Source organism: Streptomyces sp. NPDC027672 (assembly GCF_055566335.1).
Map to the genome: position 1 here is coordinate 274389 of NZ_JBVHSO010000002.1, position 23208 is coordinate 297596.

The 23208-nt window shown below is 76.5% G+C and carries 3 protein-coding genes; all 3 read right to left on the bottom strand.

Annotated features, from left to right (window positions below):
• Positions 1-12: 12 nt before the first annotated feature.
• Positions 13-18861, bottom strand: a complete 18849-nt coding sequence (locus tag ACZ4SV_RS05655) for a non-ribosomal peptide synthetase (protein WP_468001665.1) — start codon at positions 18859-18861, stop codon at positions 13-15.
• A gap of 540 nt (positions 18862-19401) precedes the next feature.
• The gene (locus tag ACZ4SV_RS05660) at positions 19402-20757 is read right to left on the bottom strand and encodes a serine hydrolase domain-containing protein (protein WP_468001667.1); all 1356 of its coding nucleotides are present in this window, start codon (positions 20755-20757) and stop codon (positions 19402-19404) included.
• Between the two features lie 102 nt (positions 20758-20859).
• Entirely contained in the window at positions 20860-22071 is a 1212-nt protein-coding gene (locus ACZ4SV_RS05665; RefSeq protein WP_468001669.1) for a cytochrome P450, read from the bottom strand.
• Positions 22072-23208 lie beyond the last annotated feature (1137 nt).

Below are 23208 nucleotides of genomic sequence, written 5' to 3' on the forward strand. Positions count from 1 at the left end.
GTCGTCGGGTCCTCACCGTTCGTCGTGGTCGGGGCCGCCGTACGCGGCGTCTTCGTCGTCGTGGCCGCCGTACGCGGCCTGTTCCAGTTCGCTCAGCACCTGGTCCTCCACGAGTTCCGCCAGGGCGGCCACGGTGCGGGAGACCAGGACGTCGCGGGGGGTGAGCGCGACCCCGAACGCCTCGTTGGCGCGGGAGGCGATGAGCAGGGCGCGCAGCGAGTCGCCGCCGAGCAGGAAGTAGTCGTCCTCGGCGCCCGCGGGCGTCTGGAGCGTCTCCTCCCAGATGGCGGCGAGCGCCTCCTCGGTCGGGGTGCGGGGCGCCACGTACGCGGGCCGGGCCCGCTCCTCGGCCGGGGCCGGCGCGGGCAGGGCGGCCCGGTCGGTCTTGCCGTTCTCGGTGAGCGGGAAGCGGTCCAGCACCACGAACGCCGCCGGCACCATGTACCCCGGCAGCGAGCGGGCGGCCAGCTCCCGCAGCGCGGCGGGCGCCGGCGGTTCGGCGCCGGGGGCCGTGAGCAGGTGGGCGACCAGGCGCGGCAGGCCGGGCTCGTCCTCGCGCACGCTCACCACGGCGTCCAGCACGCCCGGATGGCGCACCAGGGCCGCTTCGACCTCGCCCGCCTCGATGCGGTGGCCGCGCAGTTTGAGCTGGTGGTCGGTGCGGCCCAGGTAGTGCAGTTCGCCCGCGCCGTCGCGGCGCACCAGGTCGCCGGTGCGGTACATGCGGGTGCCGGGCGGCCCGAACGGGTCGGCGACGAAGCGGGCCGCGGTCAGTCCGGGCCGGCCGAGGTAGCCGCGGGCCAGCGCCGGTCCGCTGAGCCAGAGTTCGCCGGGGACGCCGTCCGGGACGGGCCGCAGCCGGGCGTCGAGGACGTAGGCGCCGGTGGCGGGCAGCGGGCGGCCGATGGGCGGTGCGGTGCCGTCCGCCGTCAGCGGCGCGGACCAGGTCGCGACGACGGTGGCCTCGGTGGGGCCGTAGGAGTTGACCATGCGGTGGTGCGGGGCCCAGCGGGCCACCAGGTCGGGTCCGCAGGCGTCGGCGCCGACGGTCAGGGTCTTCAGGTCCGGCAGGGTGCCGGGCGTGCCGGCGGGCAGGGTGGCCAGCGCGGCCGGCGGCAGCAGGGTGTGGGTGATCCGCTCCGACCGCAGGACCTCGGCCAGTTCGGCGCCGAGCAGCGGACCCGGCCGCGGTACGACCAGCCGGGCGCCGTGCGGCAGCGACATGCACAGCTCCAGCACGGAGGCGTCGAAGCTGGGCGTGGCGAACGCCAGCACCCGGTCTCCGGCGGCGACTTGGTAGTGGGATGCCTCGGCGGCGCTGAACGCGGCGAGTCCCCGGTGGGTGACGACCACGCCCTTGGGCGTGCCGGTGGAGCCGGAGGTGTAGATGACGTAGGCCGGGTCGTCCGGGTCGAGCGGGCGGGTCCGGTCGGCGTCGGTGGGCCGGTGTCCGGGCAGACCGTCCGGGGCGGCGGTGAGCAGCGCGGCGGCCTCCTTGGCGTCCAGGGTGAGGGCGGGGGCCGCGTCGCGCAGCATCAGGGCGATCCGCTCCTCGGGGTAGGCGGGGTCCACGGGCAGGAACGCGGCGCCGGCCTTCGCCACCCCGAGCTGCGCCAGCACCATGTCCGCGGAGCGGGGCAGCAGCAGCGCGACGAGGTCGCCGGGGCCGGTGCCCCGGGCGATGAGGTGGTGCGCCAGCCGGTTGGCCCGCTCCTCGGCCTCGGCGAAGGTGAGCAGGGTGCCGGGCGCGTCGAGCGCGGGCGCGTCGGGCCGGCGGTCGACGGCGGCCTCGACGAGGGCCGGCAGGGTGGCCGGGGGCACCGGGCCGAGAGCCGGCCGGGACGGGCCGCGCAGCAGCCGCTCGCGCTGCGCGGGCGGCAGGACGTCGAGGTCGTCGAGGCGGACGGTGCCGTCCGAGGCGGCCAGCGCGTGCAGGGTGTGCAGCAACTGGCCGGCCAGCGAGGCGGCGGTGCCCTCCGTGAAGTACCGCGGGTCGTAGCCGAGTTCGACGGTCAGCCGGTCGCCGGGCGAGACGACCACGGTGAGCGGGTAGTTGGTGGCCTCGCGGGCGTCCAGGTCGCGCAGGGCGAGCCCGTGGGCGCCCGCGGTCGCGTCGCCGACCGGGTAGTTCTCGAAGACCACCAGGCTGTCGAACAGGGCGGTGCCGGGCTCCAGTGCGGTGAGGGCGTGCAGCGCGTTGAGGGGCAGGTGGTCGTGGCGGCGGTCCTCGGCCCGGGCCTCCTGCACCGCGCGCAGCCAGGCGGCGGCGCGGGCACCGCCGTCGACGGCCGTGCGGGCGGGCAGGGTGGTGATGAACAGGCCGGTGATGGTGTCGGCGCCGGGCAGTCCGGCGGGCCGCCCGGAGACGGTGGTGCCGAAGCAGACCTCCCGCTCGCCGCTCCACCGTGCCAGCAGCAGCGCCCAGGCGCCCTGCACCAGGGTGTTGAGGGTGAGGCGGTGCCGGCGGGCGAACTCCTGGAGCCGCAGCGTCTCCCGCGCGTCCAGCCGCTGCGACAGCCAGGTGCCGGAGCGGGCGGTGGTGTCCGGGGCGGGCCGCCGGTCGTAGGGCAGCGCGGTCGGGCTGTCCAGGCCGGCCAGGACGCCGCGCCAGTGCTCCTCGGCGGCCCGGTTGTCGCGGGCGGCGAGCCAGGCGGCGTAGTCCGCGAACGGCCGGCGCTCGGGCAGCCGGGGCCGCTCGCCGCGGGCCAGGGCGGCGTGCGCGGCCATGACGTCGGACAGGACGTGGAAGACGCTCCAGCCGTCCAGCAGGACGTGGTGGAACGTCCACACCACGCGGACCGCGTCCGGGCCGAGCCGGACCAGGGCGAGCCGCAGCAGCGGGGCCCGGTCCAGGGCGGTGCCCGGAGCCCGTTCGGCGGCGAGCAGCCGCTCCAGCTCCGCCGCGTGCCGGCCGGCCGGCAGCCCGGTCCAGTCGTGCCGGGTGACCGGCAGGGTGACGTCCCGGTGGACGACCTGGAGCGGCACCGGTACGCCGTGCAGGGCGACGGAGGTGCGCAGCACGGGCGTGCGGTCCACCACGTGCTGCCAGGCGGCGGCCAGGGTCGCGAGGTCCCGGGCGCCGTCCGCGACGAAGGTGATCTGCTCGACGTAGAGCCCGTGGGCGGCCTCGTCCAGGCCGTGCATCACCATGCCGGCCTGGGTGGGCGTGAGCGGGTACACGTCCGCGACGTCCGTTCCGTCGCCGACGAGCCGGTCGACGGCCGCCTGGTCCAGCGGGGCGAGCGGGAAGTCGGACGGGGTGCGGCCGCCGGCGCCGGGTTCGGCGCAGTGCCGGATGACGGCGCGCAGCTCCTGCGTCAGCTCCGCCGCCAGCCGGGCGACGGTCTCGCGCCGGTGCACCTCGCGGGAGTACGACCAGGTGAACTCCAGCCGGTCGCCGACGATCTGGCCGAGCACGTCGAGCAGGTGCGGGCGGTCCGCGGAGCGGTCCATGCCGCCGGCGAGACCGCCGTACGGCGCGTGCAGCAGGCCGCCCGGGGCCGGGTCGCGGTCGGGCCGGCCGAGGTAGTTGAAGCAGATCTGCGGCAGGGCGGGCAGCTCGCGGCCGGCCGTGGGATGCAGGTGGCGCAGCGCGCCGTAGCCGATCCCGCCGTGCGGTACGGCCCGCAGGTTCTCCTTGACGGACTTCAGCACGGTGCCGGTGCCGGCGTCCCGGGGCACGTCCAGGGCGACCGGGTGGACGGCGGTGAACCAGCCGACGGTCCGGGCGAGGTCGGTGTCCGCGAACAGGTCCTCGCGGCCGTGGCCCTCCAGGGTCACCGCGACCCGGTCCCGGCCGGTCCAGCGTGCCAGGACCCGGCCCAGCGCGCACAGCAGTACGTCGTTGACGCGGGTCCGGTAGGCCTCCGGCACCTCCTGGAGCAGCCGCCGGGTCTCCTCGGCGTCGAGTCCGGCGGTCACGCTCTCCTCGTCGGCGGCGGTGTTGGCGCCGCCGGGCCGGTCGACGGGCAGCGCGGCGCCGGTGTCGAGGCCGCGCCAGTGGGCGAGTTCGCCGTCGAAGCCGCCCGCCTCGGTGTGCGCGGCGAGCCGCCGCGCCCAGTCGCGGAACGGGGTGCTCTTCGGGGCGAGGGCGGGCTGTGCGCCGTCGCGCAGCGCGCGGTAGGCGGTGTCCAGGTCCTCCAGGACCAGCCGCCAGGACACGGCGTCCACGACCAGGTGGTGGGCGGCGAGCAGCAGCACCGGCCGGCCGCCGTCGTCCGGTCGGCACAGCGCGGCCCGCAGCAGCGGCCCGCCGGCCAGGTCGAAGTCGGCGCCGAGGGCCTGGGCCACCTCGTCCGGGTCCGCCCGGTGGTGCACCTCCAGGACCACGTCGTGGTCGCCGGGCGCGGTGCCGTACTGCCGCCACGTGCCGTCCGGTGTGCGCGCGTAGCGCAGCCGCAGCGCGTCGTGGTGCCCGGCCACGGCGGCCAGCGCGGCCCGCAGCAGGTTCTCGTCGGGATCCGTGGCCAGCTCGTGGGCGACCGTCTGGCTGAAGTGGGCGGGGTCGCCGGTGAGCGTGCCGAGCAGCCAGTGCTGGACCGGGGTGAGCGGGGCGTCGCCGGTCACCGGTCCCTGTTCGGCGGTGACGGCGGCGGCCGGCAGCCGATCGGCGGCGGCGGCGAGCGCGGCGAGGGTCTGGTGGGTGAACAGGTGGCGCGGGGTCAGGGCGAGCCCGGCCCGGCGGGCGGCGGAGACGATCTGGATGCCGAGGACGGAGTCGCCGCCGAGCGTGAAGTAGTTGTCGTCGGCGCCGACTTCGGGTACGCCCAGCACCTCGGTCCAGATCCCGGCGAGGATCTGCTCGGCCTCGGTCTGCGGCGGCCGGCCGGCGGTGCCGGCGGCCGGTGCGGACCACTCGGGCACGGGCAGCGCCCGCCGGTCCAGCTTGCCGGTGGCCCCGAGCGGCAGCCGCTCCAGCGGGACGACGAGCGCGGGCACGAGGTGGTCGGGAAGGCTCCGGGCGAGGAAGGCCCGCAGCTCGGCGGGGTCGGGCAGACCGACGGGGCCGGTGACCGCGTCACCGGTGGGACCGGGACCGGTCGCCGGGGACCCGGCGAGTGCGGCGGAATCGGCGGGACCGGCGGACCCGGCAGACCCGGAAGACCCAGCGGACCCGGCGGGTGCGTCCGGCCCGGTGGGACCGGCGAGGGCGCCGGTGTGCGGGCGGTCCGGGGTGCGGGGTACCGCGTAGCCGATCAGGCGGCGGTGGCCGGCGTGTTCGACGACCCGGGCCGCCGCCGCGGCCACGGCCGGGTGGCGGGCCAGCGCGGCCTCCACCTCGCCGAGTTCGATGCGGAAGCCGCGCACCTTCACCTGGTCGTCACCGCGGCCGAGGTAGACGAGGTCGCCGCCAGCCGTCCAGCGGACGAGGTCGCCGGTGCGGTACATGCGGCTGCCGGGCGGGCCGAACGGATCGGGCAGGAAGCGGCCGGCGGTCAGGCCGGGGCGGCCCAGATAGCCGCGGGCGACCCCGGTCCCGGCGAGGTGCAGCTCGCCGGGCGCGCCGACGGGCACCGGGCGCATCCGCTCGTCCAGGACGTAGGCGCGGGCGCCGCCGAGGGGCCGGCCGATCGGCGGGTCGCGGTCGGGGTCGGCCGGGTCGCAGGTGAAGGCGGTGGCGTAGACGGTGGCCTCGGTGGGGCCGTAGATGTTGCGGACCTGGCTGCCGGGGACGGCGGCGCGGACCCGCTCCACGGTCCGCGCGGGCAGCCCCTCCCCCGCGAGGACGACGGTGTCCGCGGTGATCCGTACGGCGTCCTCGGCGAGCAGCCGGTCCAGGGCCGAGGGCACCGCGCTGAGCAGTCCGGCCCGCCAGGTCCCGGGGCGCTCGGCGAGGGCCAGCAGGTCGCGGACGATCTCCACACAGCCGCCGGACAGCAGCGGCGCGAAGATCTCGAACACCGACACGTCGAAGTTGAGCGAGGTGGAGGCCAGCACGTGGGCCAGGCCGCGCCCGGTGAACTCGGCCGCCGCCCAGTCGGTCAGGGCCCGTACGGAGGCGTGGCTGACGACCACGCCCTTGGGCCGGCCGGTGGAGCCGGAGGTGTGGATGACGTAGGCCGGGTGGCCGGGCAGCAGGGCGGTGCGCCGCTCGTCGTCGCCGACGGGGGTGTCCGGCACCCCGGGGCCGGGTTCGGCGTCCAGCAGGATGCGGGTGAAGGGGTCCTCGGGCAGCCGGCCGGCGGTCTCCGCGGCGGTGATCACGGCGTCGGGCCGGACGTCCTCGAAGAGGAACGCGACGCGCTCGGCCGGGTACTGCGGGTCGACCGGCAGATAGCCGGCGCCGCTCTTGAGCACCGCGAGGAGGGCCGTGATCAGGTCGGCGGTGCGGGGCAGGCAGAGGGCGACGAAGCGCTCGGGTCCGGCGCCGGCGGCGATGAGCCGCCGGGCCAGCCGGCTGGAGCGGGCGTCGAGTTCACGGTAGGTGAGGCACTGGTCGCCGTGGCGTACGGCCGGGGCGTCCGGGGTGCGCTCGGCCTGCCGCCGGAACGCGTCGGGCAGGGTGTCCCGCGGTGCCTCGGCCGTCCGGCCGCCGAACCGGGCCACCAGCGCCCGTCCTTGAGCAGGATCCAGCAGCGGCAGCTCGGCCAGGCGGCGCTCCGGTGCGTCGGCCATGCCGGTCAGCAGGGTGCGCAGGGACTCGCCGAGTGCCCGCACCGTGGCGGTGTCGAAGGCCGCCGGGTCGTAGTCCAGGTTGACCGTCAGGGTGTCACCGGGCGCGACGACCACGCTGAGCGGGTAGTTGGTGGGCTCCAGGTCGCGTTCCTGCTCCATGGCGAGGCCGTGCCGGGACAGCGCGCCCTCGTCGAACGGGTAGTTCTCGAAGACCACGATGGAGTCGAACAGGCCGGTCCCGCCCGGCACTTCGCTCCACGACTGGACCTGGGCCAGCGGGACGAAGTCGTGGCGCCGGGCCTCGGACTGGGCGGACTGGAGTTCGCCGAGCCAGTCCAGCAGCGGGCGCCGCCCGTCCACCCGGGCGCGGGTGGGCAGGGTGTTGATGAACAGGCCCACCATCGAGGTGACACCCGGCAGTTCGGCGGGCCGGCCGGAGACGGTCGTGCCGAACACCACGTCGGTGCCGCCGCCGTAGCGGGACAGCAGCAGCGCCCAGGCGCCCTGGAGCACGGTGTTGAGGGTCAGGCCGGCCCGCTGGGCGGTCTCCCGCAGCCGCGCCGAGACGTCCGGGCCGAGGGTCACGCGCACGGACCCGGAGGAGGAGCTGCGGTGGGCCTCGGCGGGCCGCCGGTCGCGGGGCAGTTCGGTGGGGGCCTGGAAGCCGGCCAGGGCGGTGCGCCAGTACGCTTCGGCGCCGGCGGTGTCCCGCCCGGCCAGCCAGCCCAGGTAGTCGGCGAACGGCCTGCGCTCGGGCAGGCTCGGGCGGCGCCCGGAGGTGAGGGCGGCGTACCGCTCGCACACCTCGTCGAAGACCTGGGCGGCGCTCCAGCCGTCGAGCAGGACGTGGTGGAACGTCCACACCAGGCGGACCCGGTCCGGTGCCAGCCGGATCAGGGTCAGCCGCATCAGGGGCGCGGCGCCCAGGTCGACGCCGGTGTCCCGGTCCTCGGCGAGCAGCCGGTCCAGCTCGCGCTCACGGCGCTCGGCGGGCCACCGCGACCAGTCGTGCCGGGTGACGGGCACGGTGGCGTGGTGCCGGACGACCTGGAGCGGGCGCGGGGTCTCCTGCCAGACCAGGCGGGTGCGCAGCACCGGGTTGGCGTCGGCGGTGTGCTGCCAGGCCGTGGCGAGCGCCTGCGGGTCGGTGACGCCGGACAGCACGAGCTGCACCTGGTTGACGTAGGTGCGCGCGGTCGGGTCCAGCAGGCTGTGGAAGAGCATGCCGGCCTGCATCGGGGTCAGCGGGTAGATGTCGGCGACGTCCCGGCCGTTCCCGGCGATCCGGTCCACGGCGGTCTGGTCCAGCCCGGCCAGCGGGAAGTCGGACGGGGTGCGGCCGCCGGCGTCCGGGCGGGCGCAGTGCGCGACGATCTCGCCGAGCGCGCGCAGCATGCCCTCGGCGAGCGCGGTGACGGTCTCCTCGCGGTGCCGTCCGGCGCTGTAGTGCCAGGTGATCTCCAGCCGGTCGTCCTCGACACGGGCCACGACGTCCAGCAGGTGCGGCCGTTCGGCGTCCGGGGCGTCGGCGCCGCCCAGTCCGCCGGGCACCGCCTTGACCAGGGTGGCGTCGGGGGCGGACCAGTCGAAGCGGCCCAGGTAGTTGAAGCTGATGCCGGGTTCGGGTGTGCCGGTGAGCCGGGGGTGGCGGGCGAGGTGGCGCAGCACGCCGTAGCCGAGGCCCCGGTCGGGTACGGCCCGTAGCTGCTCCTTGACCGACTTCAGGGCGGTGCCCCAGTCGCCGGCCGGGACGGAGAGGGCGACGGGGTACAGGGAGGTGAACCAGCCGACCGTGCGGGACAGGTCGACGTCCTCGAAGAGCCGGTCCTCGCGGCCGTGTCCCTCCAGGCCGACGGCGACGGTGTCGCGTCCGGTCCAGTCGGCGAGGGCCCGGCCCAGCGCGGTGAGCAGCACGTCGTCGACGCGGGTGCGGTAGACGCCGGGGACCCGGCGCAGCAGGCCGGCGGTGCGGTCGCGGTCCAGCCGGACGGTCACCTCGCGCAGGTCGGCGGTGGTGTTGCCGCCGGTGCCGTCCACGGGCAGCGGGTCGGCGCAGGCCCGGGCGGCCCGCTCCCAGTGGGCGAGCTGTCCGGTGAAGCGGTCGTGGTCGCGCAGCCGGCCGGCCCACTCCCGTACGGAGGTGGTGCGGGCGGGCAGCCGTACGGGCTCGCCGGCCGCGGCCTGCCGGTAGGCGGTCTCCAGGTCCTCCAGCAGGATGCGCCAGGAGACGCCGTCGACCACCAGGTGGTGGGCGACGAGCAGCAGCCGGGCGGGCCCCTGGCCGTCGGCGGTGAACAGGCGGGCGGTGAACAGCGGCCCGGTGTCCAGGTCCAGTCCGGTGTGGGCGGCCGCCGTGACGGGTTCCTCGGCCGACCGGTCGTGGACCTGGAGCAGTTCTGGGACGGAGCCGTCGGCGGCGGCGATGTCCTGGCGCCGGGTGCCGTCGCCGGCGCCGCCGCGTGGGAACCGGGCGCGCAGGGCGTCGTGGTGGGTCCACAGGGCGGCGAGGGCGCGGTGCAGGGCGTCCCGGTCGACGGGGCCGGCCGTCTCGACGACCACGGACTGGTTGAAGAACCCGGCGTGGGCCGGTTTGGGGTCCAGGAACCAGTGCTGGATCGGCAGGAGGTCCGCCGTCCCGTCGACCGGTCCGGTCCCGGCGACGGCGGGCGCCGCGGCGCCGCCGGCGGCGGCCAGCGCGGCCACCGTGGGGTGGCGGAACAGGTCGCGCGGGGTGAGGGCGAGTCCGGCGGCGCGGGCCCGGGAGACCACCTGGATGCTGAGGATGGAGTCGCCGCCCAGCATGAAGAAGTTGTCGTCCACGCCGACCCGTTCGACGCCGAGCAGGTCGGCCCAGATTCCGGCGAGGGCGCGCTCGGCCTCGGTGCGCGGCTCCCGGTGGGCCCGGTCGCCGCCGGCCGACCAGTCCGGCGCGGGCAGCCGGCGCCGGTCGACCTTGCCGTTGGCGGTCAGCGGCAGCGCGGGCACGGTGACGAACGCGGCGGGCAGCATGTAGTCGGGCAGGCCGGCCGCCAGGTGGGTGCGCAGCTCGGCGGCCGGAGGCAGCGCGGCGGCGGCCGGTACGAGGTGGGCGGCGAGCCGCTTGCGTCCGCCGTCCTCGTACAGGGAGACGACGGCCTCGGCGACGGCCGGGTGCGCGGTGAGCCGGGCCTCGATCTCGGCGGGTTCGACGCGGAAGCCGCGGATCTTGATCTGGTCGTCGGCGCGGCCGGTGAAGTGCAGTTCGCCGTCGGCGCTCCAGCGCACGATGTCCCCGGTGCGGTACATGCGGGTGCCGGGCGGGCCGTAGGGATCGGCGACGTAGCGCGCGGCGGTCGCGCCGGGCCGGCCCGCGTAGCCGCGGGCGAGACCCGCGCCCGCGATGTACAGCTCGCCGGGGATGCCAGGGGGCTGCGGCTGGAGCGCGGTGTCCAGGACGTACACGCGGGTGTTGTCCAGCGGGCGGCCGATGGGCAGGACGGCGGGCAGCGCGTCGCCGGACCGGAAGACGCGGCGGGTGGCGAAGGTGGTGGTCTCGGTGGGGCCGTAGCCGTCCACGACGGTCAGCCCGGGGCAGGCGTCCAGGACCCGGCGCACCACCGCGCCGGGCACGGCCTCGCCGCCCGTCCACACCTCGCGGGCGCCGCGCAGGCAGCCCGGGTCCTCCTGGGCGAGCAGCCGGAACAGGCCGGCGGTCAGCCACAGGCAGCTCACCCGCCGCTCGGTGACGGCGTGCCGGACCTGGGCGGCGTCCAGGTCGGTGGCCGGGGCGAGGACGGCCGTGCCGCCGCGCAGCAGGGGCACCCACACCTCGTAGGTGGCGGCGTCGAAGGCGTGCGGCGAGTGCACGAGGACCCGGTCGTGCCCGGCGAAGGCCCGGTCCCGGGCGAGCGCGGCGACGTCCCGCTGGCGCACCGCGACGCCCTTCGGCGTGCCGGTGGAGCCCGAGGTGAACATCAGGTACTGGACGTTGTCGGGGTGGACGGCGACGGCCGGACCGGACGGGCCGTCGGCGAGCGGGGCGCCGGGAGCGGCGCCGGACGCGTCGTCGGCCCGCACCACACCGTCGCCGGGCAGCGCCTGCCGGGCCGTCTCCTCCCAGCCGGCGTCGGTGAGCAGCAGGCCGGCGCCGGCCTCGGCCAGGGTCCGGCGCAGCCGCTCGGCCGGTGCCCTGCCGTCCAGCGGCACGTACACGCCGCCGGTGCGGACCAGGGCCAGCTGGGTGACGATCAGCTCCACGGACCGGTCCATCAGCACGCCGACCGCGCGTTCCGGCCGTACGCCGAGTCCGGTCAGCCGGTCCGCCAGGCGGGCGGCGCGGGCGTCGAGTTCGCGGTAGGTGAGGTGCCGGTCCCCGGTCTCCAGGGCCACGGCGTCGGGCGTACGGCGCACCTGCGCGGCGAACAGGCCGGCGACGGTGGCCTCGGGCAGGTCGGTGGCGGTGTCGTTCCAGTCGCCGAGCACCTGGGCGCGGCGGTCCGGGGCGAGCAGCGGCAGCCGGGCGGGCGGGCGCCCGGCGCCGGCGGGCAGGTGGGTGAGCAGGACGGTCAGGTACTCGGCCAGGCGTTCGGCGGTGCCGGTGTCGAACAGCTCGGGGTCGTAGCCGAGCCGCAGGCCCAGCTCGGCGCCCGGGTAAGCGGTCAGGCTCAGCGGGTAGTTGGTGGTCTCGACGCCCTCCAGACCGGTCAGCCGCAGTCCGTGGGCGGCGGCGAGGTCGTCGTCCACCGGGTAGTTCTCGAAGACCACGATGCTGTCGAACAGGCCGACGCGCTCGGGGAGTGCGGTGAAGGTCCGGATGCGGGTGAGCGGCAGGTGGTCGAAGCGCCGGTCCTCGCTCTGGTCCTGCTGGAGCGCGCGCAGCCAGTCGAGCAGGGTGCCGTGGCCGGGGACGGCGACCCGGGTGGGCAGGGTGGTGATGAACAGGCCGGTCATGGCGTCGGCGCCGGGCAGCTCGGGCGGCCGGCCGGACACGGTGGTGCCGAACACCACCTCGTCGCGGCCCGCCTGCCGGGCCAGCAGCAGCGCCCAGGCGCCCTGCACCAGGGTGTTCAGGGTGAGCCCGGAGGTCCGGGCCAGTTCCTGGAGCGCCCGGGTGGCGGCCGCGGGCAGGGCGCGGCGGACCGCGTGCGTGGACTCGGCGCGGTGGGCCTCGCGCGGCTCGCGGTCGTACGGCAGCGGGGTGGCCTCGGTCAGGCCGGACAGCCTCTGGTGCCAGTGCCGTTCGGCCGCTTCCGGGTCGCGCCGGCGCAGCCAGGCCACGTAGTCGCGGTGGGGCGGGCGGTGCGGCAGGGTTCCGGTCCCGGCGTGCTCGGCGAAGACGTCGGAGAGGACCTGGAACATGCTCCAGCCGTCCAGCAGCAGATGGTGGAAGGACCACACCACCCGCACCGAGGTCTCGGACAGGCGGGCCAGGCACAGCCGTTGGAGCGGGGCCCGGCCGAGGTCGATGCCCTCGGCGCGGTCCCGGACGAGCAGGTCGGCCAGCCGGGCGCGGCGCTCGTCCCCGGTCAGGTCGCGCCAGTCCAGGCGGGTGACGGGCACGGCGACGTGGCGTGGCACCACGAGCAGCGGTTCGGGCACGTCCTGCCAGACGACCCGGCCGCGCAGCGCCTCGGTGCGGTCGGTCACCCGCTGCCAGGCGGCGGCGAGGGCCCCGGGGTCGGGCACGCCGTCGAGGACGAAGGTCAGTTGCTGGACGTAGACCCCGCGGTCGTCCTGGGACAGGCCGTGGAAGAGCATGCCCGTCTGGGTGGGCGTGAGCGGGTAGACGTCGGCCACCGCCGCCGGGTCCGTGCCGGTGATCCGGTCCACGGCGGCCTGGTCCAGCCGGGCCAGCGGGAAGTCGGACGGGGTGCGGCCGGCGGTGCCGGGCCGGGCCGCGTACCGGGCCAGGTCGGCGAGCGCGTCGGCGAACCGCCCGGCGAGATCCGCGACCGTCTGCTCGCGGTCCGGTCCGTCCGCGTAGAACCAGGTGAACTCCAGGCGGTCGCCGGCGAGTCGCCCGACGACCTCCAGGGCGTGCGGGCGCCCGGCCGCCGGGTCGGCGTCCAGCTCCAGCGGGCGTACGGTGCCCCGGTACAGGCCGTCCGGGTCCGCTGGCAGCTCCATCCGGCCCAGGTAGTTGAAGCTGATCCGCGCCTCGGGGGCGGGCGGTGCCGCGCCGGGGCCGGCCAGCCGGCGCAGCGCGTCGTGGCCCAGGCCGTGCCGGGGTACGGCGCGCAGTTGCTCCTTGACCCGCTTCAGCACGGTGTCCCAGCCGGCGTCCTCGGGGACGGCGAGCGCGACGGGGTAGCGGGTGGTGAACCAGCCGACCGTGCGGCTGATGTCGAGTTCGGGGAAGAGTTCCTCGCGGCCGTGGCCCTCGACGTCGACCACCACCCGCTCCCGGCCGGTCCAGCCGCACAGTGCCCGGCCGAGGGCGCCGAGCAGCACGTCGTTGGCCTGGGTGCGGTAGGTGTCGGGCAGGGTGCGCAGCAGCGCCGAGGTGTCCTCGGGGCTCAGGCGCACGGTGACGGCGCGCTGGTCGGCGTAGGTGCCGGCGCCGCCGGCCAGGGCGGCGGGGAGGTCGGGTTCGGCGGCGGGGACCGCCTCGGCCCAGTACGCCCGCTCGTCGTCGAAGCCGCCGTCCGCGGCGTGGGCGGTCAGCCGGCGGGCCCACTGGCGCAGCGGCGAGGACTTGGCGGGCAGCGCGGCGGCGCCGTCGCGGCCGGCGCGGCGGGCCCGGTAGGCGCGGTCCAGGTCCTCCAGCAGCACCCGCCAGGAGACCCCGTCGACCACCAGGTGGTGGACGGCGAGGTGCAGCACGCGGGGCCCGTCGGCGCCGGTGTCGTGCAGGACGGCCCGCAGCAGCGGTCCGTGGGCGAGGTCGAAGGGGCCGAAGTGCGGGGTGTCCGTCTCCGGTCCGGTGTGGCGGGCCAAGGGGAGGCGGGGCGCCCGCTCGTCGACGGACCAGCCGGACGCGGGGTCCGCGCCGCCGGCGGTGAACCGGGAGCGCAGGGCGTCGTGGTGGGCGGCCAGGTCGTTCAGCGCCTCCTCCAGCGCCGCCGGGTCCAGGTCGTCGGGCAGCCGGAGGGACAGCGCCTGCGCGAAGTGGGCGGCGCGGTCGGCGGCGGAGTCGAACAGCCAGCGCTGGATGGGCGTCAGCGGTGCCGTGCCGGTGGCCGGTTCCGGGGCGGTCTCGCGCGGGCCGGACGCGGCGTCCGCGCAGCGGGCCAGGGCGGCGATCGTCTGGTGCCGGTAGACGTCCCGGGAGGTCAGCGGCAGGCCCTCCTGGCGGGCGCGGGCCACCACCTGGATGCTGAGGATGGAGTCGCCGCCGAGTTCGAAGAAGTTGTCGTCGACGCCGATCCGCTCCGTCCGCAGCACCTCGGCCCAGACCGCGGCGAGGGCGCGCTCGGTGGGCGTGCGGGGCGCGACGTGCCGTACCGCGCGGACGGCGGGGCCGGGGTCGGGGAGCCGGCCGCGGTCCACCTTGCCGTTCGGGTTGAGCGGCAGGGCGTCCAGGACGACCACGGTCGAGGGGACCATGTAGTCGGGCAGGGTGCGGCCGAGTTCACGGCGTACGGCCTCGGGTTCGGTGCGCTGTCCGGCGGCCGGGACGACGTAGCCGACCAGGCGGCGGTGGCCCTCGCCGTCGTCGGTGACGGTGGCCGCCGCCTCGGTCACGTCGGCGCAGCCGCGCAGCGCCTCCTCCACCTCGCCCAGCTCGATGCGGAAGCCGCGCACCTTGACCTGCTGGTCGATCCGGCCGACGTACTCCAGCGCGCCGTCAAAGCGGCGGCGCACCAGGTCGCCGGTGCGGTACATGCGTTCGCCGGGCGCGCCGAACGGGTCGGCGACGAACCGGGTGGCGGTCAGTCCGGGGCGGTTGAGGTAGCCGCGGGCCAAACCGCCGCCGCCGAGGTACAGCTCGCCGGTGACGCCGACCGGCTGGGGGCGCAGCGAGGCGTCCAGGACGTAGGTCCGGGTGAGCGCCACCGGGTCGCCGATGGGCGGGGCCTGCTCGGGCAGCCGGTCCCCGGCGAACCAGGCGGTGGCGTACACGGTGGCCTCGGTGGGGCCGTAGATGTTGGCGATCCGGCAGCCGGGCAGGGCGGCGCGCAGTTCGTGCGGCGTCTGCGCGGGCAGGGCCTCGCCGGCCAGGACGACGGTGGACGCGGTCACGGGCGCGGTGCCGCCGGCGATCAGCCGGGAGACGACGGAGGGCACGCCGCTGAGCAGCCCGGCCCGGCGCGGACCGGCGCCGTCGGCGAGGGCCGGCAGGTCGGCGACCACCTCGACGGTGCCGCCGGCCAGCAGCGGGCAGAGCAGTTCGAAGACCGAGACGTCGAAGTTCAGGGAGGTCGCGGCGATCACATGGGCCAGTTCCCCGGCGTCGAACCGCTCCCCCGCCCAGCGGGCCAGCGCGGCGACCGTGCGGTGGGTGACCACGACGCCCTTGGGGCGGCCGGTGGAACCGGAGGTGTAGATGACGTACGCCGGGTGGTCCGGCAGCAGCGGCCGGAGCCGGTCGGCGTCGGCCGGCGGCGTGTCGGCGAACTCCGGTCCGGCGCAGTCCTCCAGGAACAGCGGGTCGCAGTCCGCGGGCAGCGCGGCGGCGGTCTCCCGGGTGGCGAGCACCAGGGCGGGCCGGGCGTCGTCGAGCATGAGACGGACCCGCTCGGCGGGGTACGCCGGGTCGACGGGCAGATAGCCGGCGCCCGAGCCGAGCACCGCCCACAGCACGGGCACGAGGTCGGCGGTGCGCGGCAGGCAGAGCGCGACCAGCGTCTCCGGGCCCGCGCCGCGCGCGACGAGCAGCCGGGCCAGCCGGGCCGCGCGGCGGGCGACCTCGGCGTAGTCCAGCCGGTCCGGGCCGCAGATCACGGCCGTACGGTCCGGGGTGCGGGCCGCCTGGGCGTGGAACAGCCCGGGCAGCGTGTCCCGGCCGGACTCCCGGGAGCGGCGGGCGGGCGGGTTCCAGCGGTCCACCAGGGTGTGCCGCTCCTCGGCGGAGAGCATGGGCAGCTCGGCGAGGGTGCGGCCGGGGCCGTCCGCCATGCCTTCCAGCAGGCGGTGCAGATGGGCGGTGAGCCGGGCCACGGTGGCCGTCTCGAACAGGTCCGTGCTGAACTCGGCGGTCAGCACGCAGCCGCCGTCCGTGTCCGGGGTGAACTCCAGGACCAGGTCGAACCGGGCGGCCGGGCGGGGCAGCGGGTGCTCGGTCAGGCGCAGGCCGCCGGCGCGCGGCGGCACGGGCAGGGCGGTCTGCTGGACGACGAGGGCCTGGACGAGCGGGGTGCGGCTGGGGTCGCGGGGCGGGGCCAGCTCCTCCACCACGCGGTCGAACGGGACCCCGTCGTGTGCGAAGGCGTCCAGCACCGTGGTCCGCATGCTCTCCACGAACCGGTCCACGGTGGCCCGTTCGTCCACCTCGCCGCGCAGCACCACCGTGTTGGCGAAGAACCCGGGCACCTCTTCCAGGTCCCGCCGGCCGCGTCCGGTGGTGACGGTGCCGAACGCGACGTCCCGCTGTCCCGAGTAGCGGGAGAACAGCAGCGCGGCGGCGCCCGCGAACAGGGTGAACACCGTGGTGCCGCGGCCGGTGGCCAACTGCCGCAGCCGGTCGACCAGATGGGCGGGCAGCACGTGCCGGTGGGCGGCGCCGGCGGTGCCCCGCACGGCGGGACGCGGCCGGTCCGTGGGCAGCTCCAGGTGCTGGAGGTCCGCCAGGTGCCGTCTCCAGTAGGCGAGGTCGGCGCGGTCCGCGTCACCGGCCCGCTGCCGCCGCTCCCACACCGCGAAGTCCGGGTACTGCACGGCCGGCTGGGCGAGGTCCGCGGGTTCGCCGGTGGTCTCCGCGTGGTAGAGGGCGGCGAGTTCGCGGGTGAGGATGCCCACCGACCAGCCGTCGGTGACGATGTGGTGCTGGGCCAGCAGCAGTACGTGCTCCTCGGCGCCCAGCCGGATCAGCAGGGCCCGGGTGAGCGGGCCGGCCGCCAGGTCGAAGGAGTGGTTCAGCTCCTCGGCGAGCAGCGCCTCGACGGCCGCTTCCGGGTCGGGCGCGCCGGTGCGGTCGGCCGTCCGCAGCGGCAGACCGGCGTCCGGTACGACGCGCTGGGCGCCCTGGCCGTCGACGGTGGTGAAGAGGGTGCGCAGGGAGGCGTGGCGGGCCGCGAGGCGGTCCAGGGACCGGCGCAGCGCGTCCGGGTCCAGCGCGCCGCGCAGCCGCAGGGCCACTCCGGTGTTGTACTCGGTGCCGCCCGGGGTGAGTTCGTCCAGGTACCACAGCCGTCGCTGCGCGCTGGACAGCGGCAGCGTGTCCCCGGCCGGGGCCGGCGGGATCGGTTCCGGCGGCGCGGCGGCCGAGGGGTCGGCGAGCAGCGGGGCCAGCGCGGCGATCGTCCGCGCGGTGAAGACGTCCCGCACGCTCAGCCGGACCCCCAGCTCCTCCCGGACCCGGGCCAGGACCCGGGCGGCGAGGATCGACTCTCCGCCCAGGTCGAAGAAGTCGTCGGTCACCCCGACCGCGTCGACGCCCAGGACCTGCGCCCAGATCACGGCGAGCCCCCGCTCCTGGTCCGTCCGGGGCGCCACCCGCCCGGCGGCGACCGTGCGCTCCGGTGCCGGCAGCGCCCGCCGGTCGATCTTGTGCTGCGGGGTGAGCGGCATCCGCTCCAGCACCACGACGGCCGCCGGCACCATGTGGCCGGGCAGCACGGCGGCCACGGCGGCCCGCAGGGCGACGGGGTCCGGGGCGGCCGGGGAGTGTCGGGGGCCCGGGGTCGCCGAGACGGCCTCCGCGGCCGGGGTGGTCCCTGCGGCCGAGGCGGTCCCGGCCGCCGGCGCGGACTCCGTGGCCGGGGTGACGTAGGCGACGAGGCGTTGGTGGCCCGGTTCGTCCTCGCGTACGACGACCACCGCCTCGCCGACTCTGCCGGCGCCGACCCGGCGCAGGGCCGCCTCGATCTCGCCCGGCTCGATCCGGAAGCCGCGGATCTTCACCTGCCGGTCCAGCCGGCCCAGGAACTCCAGTTCTCCCCCGGCGGTCCACCGCACCCGGTCCCCGGTGCGGTACAGGCGCGCGCCGGGGGTACCGAACGGATCGGCCACGAAGCGCGCAGCGGTCAGCCCCGGTCGGCCCAGGTAACCGCGGGCCACCGCGTCGCCGCCGACGAACAGTTCGCCGTCCGCGCCGGGCGGCACGGGCCGCATCGCGGCGTCGAGGACGTACACCCGGGTGTGCGGCAGCGCGCCGCCGATCGTCGGCGTGCCCTGCCCCGCGGTGAGCGGCCCGGTCCAGGTCGCCACGATGGTGGCCTCGGTCGGGCCGTAGGAGTTGATCATGCGGCGGCCGGGTGCCCAGCGGTCCACGAGCCCGGCGGGGCAGGCCTCCGCGCCCACGATCAGCGTGCGCAGCTCGCGCGCGGTGCCCTGCGCGGGATCGGGCAGGGTGGCCAGCGCGGCCGGCGGGATCAGGGCGTGGGTGATGCGGTGCTCGTCCAGGACGGCGGCGAGTTCGTCGCCCAGCCAGGGCCCGTGCGGCGGTACGACGAGCGTGGCGCCGGACAGCACGGACGAGCACAGCTCCAGGACGGAGGCGTCGAAGCTGGGCGAGGAGAACTGGAGCACCCGGTCGCCGGGTCCCACCGCGTACCGTTCGGCGGCGGCCGAGGTGAAGCCGCCGATGCCGCGGTGGGTGACGGTCACGCCCTTGGGCGTGCCGGTGGAGCCCGAGGTGTAGATGACGTAGGCCGCGTGATCGGCGTCGGCGGCGGCCGGCCGTCTCGCACCGTCACCGCTGTCGCCGCCGGCCGCGTCTTCGCCGTCGCCGTCCAGCAACTCCCGGACCAGGCGCGGGTCGTCGAGGGTGACGGCGGGCGCGGCGTCGGTGAGCATCATGGTCCGGCGCTCGGCGGGGTAGGCGGGGTCCACGGGCAGGAAGGCGGCGCCGGCCCGGGCCACGGCCAGCTCCGCCGCGATCAGCTCCATGGAGCGCGGGAGCACCAGGGCCACCACCCGGTCGGGCCCGGCTCCGCGCCGTACCAGGTGCGCGGCCAGCCGGTCGGCACGGCCGGCCAGTTCACGGTAGGTCCAGGTCCGTCGGCCGTCGGTGAGGGCCGGCGCGTCCGGGGTGCGGGCCACCCAGGCGGTGAACAGCTCGCCGAGCGTCGGGTGCGCCGGGGGCGCGGCGCTCTCCGTGGCACCGGCCGCGGGGCCGGCCTGCGGCAGGGAGGACGCCGGAGCAGGCTTGTCGTGCAGGTCCGTCATGGGTGAAGTCCTTTGGAGAGCGGGACGATGCGACGCGCGGGCCGGCCGGCCGCGGCCCGCCACGAAGGCGGCGCGCCGGATCGGAGGTGGCACACCGGGTGTGCCCGGCGGTGGGACTGCTGCCGTGCGGTGAGCGGAGGGCGGCCGACCGGTCCCAGGGCCATGGCCTGGTGCCGGGCCGGTCTCGTACCGGGGTGGCCCGGTGCCGGGTGGCCTGGTGCCGAAGTGGCCCGGTGTCGGGGTGCTGTCTGCTGCCGGTGCCGTTCGCGGGCCGGGCGGCCGGCGGGACGCCTGCCGGTGACCTCGGCCAGCCGGGGCCGGTGCGGCGACCGGCACGCGGGACCCGGCACCCGGAACCGCCCGGCCCGGCGGCCGCCGGCCGGCGTGCGAAGGCCCGGTCACCGACCGGACCGGGGCCACCGGACCGGGGCGAACACGCCCGCCGCGCACCGGCACCCGGCACCTGGCACCCGGCACCGCCCAAGGCGGAGCGGCCCGGAACCGGACGGCCGGGAAAGCCCCCGTACCGGCGGCCCCTGCTCAGCCGTCGTCGGTACGGCGTGCCGTGCGCCCGGAGATCTGCACCCGGTCGATCCGGCCGGTGGCGGGATCGCGGTGGAACCGTCCGCCGGGTTCGAGGTATCCGGTGGCCGGATCGCGCAGATCGCAGGACAGGTCGGCGTAGCAGACCAGCGGGAGGGGCAGGTCGCCGTCCACGGACAGGGCCGGCGTGCCGTCCGGTCCGGGCGCGATCCGGTAGGCCGTGGTGCCGTTGCGGTAGGTGCCCACGCAGCCGGCCGGGGCGGCGACGGGCCGGCCGCGGTCCGCGCTCTCCACGGCGGCCGGCACCCGGACGCCGGTCAGCTCGGCCAGTTCCTCGGTGAGGTCGCGCCAGAGGGCGGTGGCGCCGCCGGCGTTGCCGGTGAAGGCGACGACCACGCCGCTCTCCGGGTCGACCCGCAGGTGGCAGGAGGTGCCCTGGGCGTTGCCGTCGTGGCCGCACCAGACCCGGCCGTCCCGCTGGTACAGGGCGAGCCCGGGGCCCCAGCCGTCGGCCAGCGTGCCGGGGCGGGCGGCGGGATCGGGCCGGCGCATCTCCTTGACGACGGCGGGCGGCAGCAGGTCGGAGCGGCCGGTCAGCGCGTGGCCGAACGCGGTCAGGTCCAGGGCGCTCGCCAGCAGCGCGCCGGCCGGTGCCTCCAGCGGCGCGAGGTTCTGCCGGGCCGGACGGGCCTGTCCGGTCGCGGTGTTGACGGCGTGTCCGGCGGCCACGGGACGCGCCGGCGAGGGCTCGCCGACGAACGCGGGCCGGATGCCGAGGGGTTCGAGGAGCAGCGCCCCGGCCGCCTCGGGCCACGGCATGCCGGTGACCGTCTCCACCAGCCGTCCGGCGGCGACGTAGCCGGCGTTGGAGTAGGAGAAGTCGGTCCCGGGCGCGAAGAGCAGGTCACGCTCGGTGCAGACGGCCGCGAGATAGCGGGCGGCGGTGGTCGTGGCGGCGGTGTCCGAGTCGGGGCCGGTGGGCAGTCCGCCGGTGTGCGTGAGCAGGTGACGAATCGTCACCTCGGGTATGCCGCTCAGTTCGGGGAGGTGGCCGGCGGCGGGTTCGTCCAGGTCCAGGTCGCCGTCGTCGGCCAGGAGCAGGACGAGCGCGGCGGTGAACGGCTTGGTGAGCGACCCCAGGGGGACCGCGGTGCCCGCGGCGCAGGGGGCGCCGGTTGTGACGTCGGCGGTGCCGGTGTGCACGGCGATCACGTCCGTGCCGGTGGCCAGGGCCAGTTGGGCGCCGGGGACCCGGTGGGTGCGGGCGAGGGCGTCGAGGCGGTCCTGCAGGTCCCGGTGTAACAGGGACGGCGGCCGGGATACGGCCGGAGCGGCGGGGATGGTGTACGGCATGAGCAGGGACTCCCGTTGGATGGGGCTCAGGTGCGGGTGTTCCGGTGCGGTCCGCGGACGAGCGGTGCGGGGACCGGCCGGAGGCGCTGCGGGCGCGGGGGGTTACGGTCTGCGGACCTCGACGGGCAGATGTCGTACGCCGACGATGACGGCCGGGTTCTGGTAGGCGATGTCCTCGTAGGAGGGGATCGCCACCATGCGGAATCGTTCATGCATCATGCGCAGGGCGATCCGGGCCTCCAGCCGGGCCAGCGGCGCGCCGAAACAGAAGTGGATGCCGTGCCCGAAGGTCAGATGGGGATTGGGGCTGCGGGTCACGTCGAGGAGGTCGGGCGCGGTGAAGCGGGCCGGATCCCGGTTGGCGGCGCCCAGGTGCGCCATCAGCAGGGAGTCCTCCGGGATGGCGTGGCCGCCGAGGACCACGGGCCGGGTGACCCGGCGGCCCAGTTCGGGGAAGGGCGGCAGCCAGCGCAGCACCTCCTCGACGGCGGCCGGGATGCGCGCGGGGTCGGCGCGCAGCGCGGCGTCCGTGCCGGGGTGCCGGTCGAAGGTGACGACGGCGTTGCCGAGCAGCGCGGTCGTGGTGATGTGCCCGGCGACCAGCAGCAGCGCCACGAAGCCGACCATCTCCTGGTCTTCGAGGCGGACGCCGTCCACCTCGGCGGCGATGAGCCTGCTGGTGAGGTCGTCGCCGGGGGCGGCCCGGCGGGCGCGGATGTACTCCAGCATGTAGGCGTTCATCTCGCGCACGGTGGGTGCGATGGCGTCGAGCGCCCGCTCCAGGTCGGCCATGTCGGGCGCCTCGCCGAGCTGGTCGCCGCCGAACAGGACGCTCGCCCACTCCTGGAAGAGCGGGTGTTCCTCGGCGGGGATGCCGAGGAGTTCGGCGATCACGATGATCGGCAGCGGATAGGCCAGCGTGTCGACCAGGTCGAACCGGTCGCGGTCGGCGACGGCGTCCAGCAGCCGGGCGCAGACGGCCTCGATCCGGGGGCCGAGCCCCTGGACGACCCGCGGGGTGAACGCCTGGCTCACCAGGGTGCGCAGGGTGCGGTGCCGCGGCGGGTCCATGCCGACGAAGTTGCCCTGGGTGAAGGTCTCGAAGTCGGACTGGGTGGGAGCGAGGGCGGAGAGCTCCGAGGAGTACGCCGCCGGGTCGCCGAGCACGGTGGAGACGGTCTCGTGGTCCAGCGCCTGCCAGACGCCCTGTCTCTCGTCGTAGCGCACCGGACCGGTCTCGCGTAAGCGCCGCCAGCGGTCGGGTAACTCCTCCAACAGGAGGTGTACGCCCGTTTCTTGGCTGCTGATCACCATGTCTCCTCGCTAACGGCTGGCGGGTGCGGGCACGAAGGGGTGCCCGCACGGGAGGTCGTGGACCGGGGCGGCCCGGACCGCGGGCGGTCCCGGGCACGGCTGTGCCTGTGCTGTTCCGGAAGATCGGACGGAGGGAGCGCGTGGCCCGCGCGGCCCTCCTCGTGCACGGCGGGCGGGTCAGCCGCCGTCGCCCGGACGCCGGAGCGCGCCGGACGTCCTCAACACACGCGGTACGGAACGCCGTACCCACGGTGCCGGACACCACGGCCGCGCGGCCGGCCGCGGCCCCGCGGCGAGCCCGGCCCTGTGACGCGCCAACCCGACATAACCCCATCCCCTCGGTGATACCTCCCGCGCGGCGAACGCACGGGACCCTCCCGGTTCCCGGACGGACGGCAGGGCCCCCAGCCCGGTCGTCCGAAACGAGGTGTGACAATACGCAGTCCTCGGGCGCGCCGCCTTGCGATTGGCACAATGCGCCCCTCAGGACACCTTCGTTTCGATGGAACTCGGCCACAGTCTTCACGGCGAGTCACGAGCAAGCAACCCCCAGGAGTTGAACGGAGAGTGCTGTGCCGGTGCTTTTGCGTCACCGTCCGGCTGATTCCGCTCCCTCCTGGCGCACGGGGGGAGCTCGACCGGAACAGTCGCCGACGCGTGTGCCCCGTCCTCCCGGACACAAACCGGCCGTGTACGAGAAAAGTCGCCGCCGAAGCGGCGTGCGGGCCGTCGTGGCGTCCTGGCCACTTCCGTGCGGTGCCGCCCGGAGCGCTGCGGCGGACCGGGCGGACCTTCCCTGAACTGGGGTGATGATCCGGCCATCGGACGGTCGGCAAACTGCACTCGAAAGAGTGAAGCGACACGCAGGGGGCCGCACCGGCGCGGCCACGACACGCCCGAGGCGTTCCCCGCGGAGCCGTCCCGATCCCCGCCCTGCCGGGCGTCCGAAAGCCGCCGACCGCCTTCCCTGTGTATGAATTCGGCCATCCTGGCGCGACCGGAGCGCACGCGTGACTTCGGAACACCACCCCCGCTCCTGCCGCACCGTCGCGCGCCCCGGCGCCGGGCGTGCCCGGGGCGAGCCGGAGCGGGCGCCGCCGGCCCCGCGCCGGGTACCGGGGCACGCGCCGTGGGCGC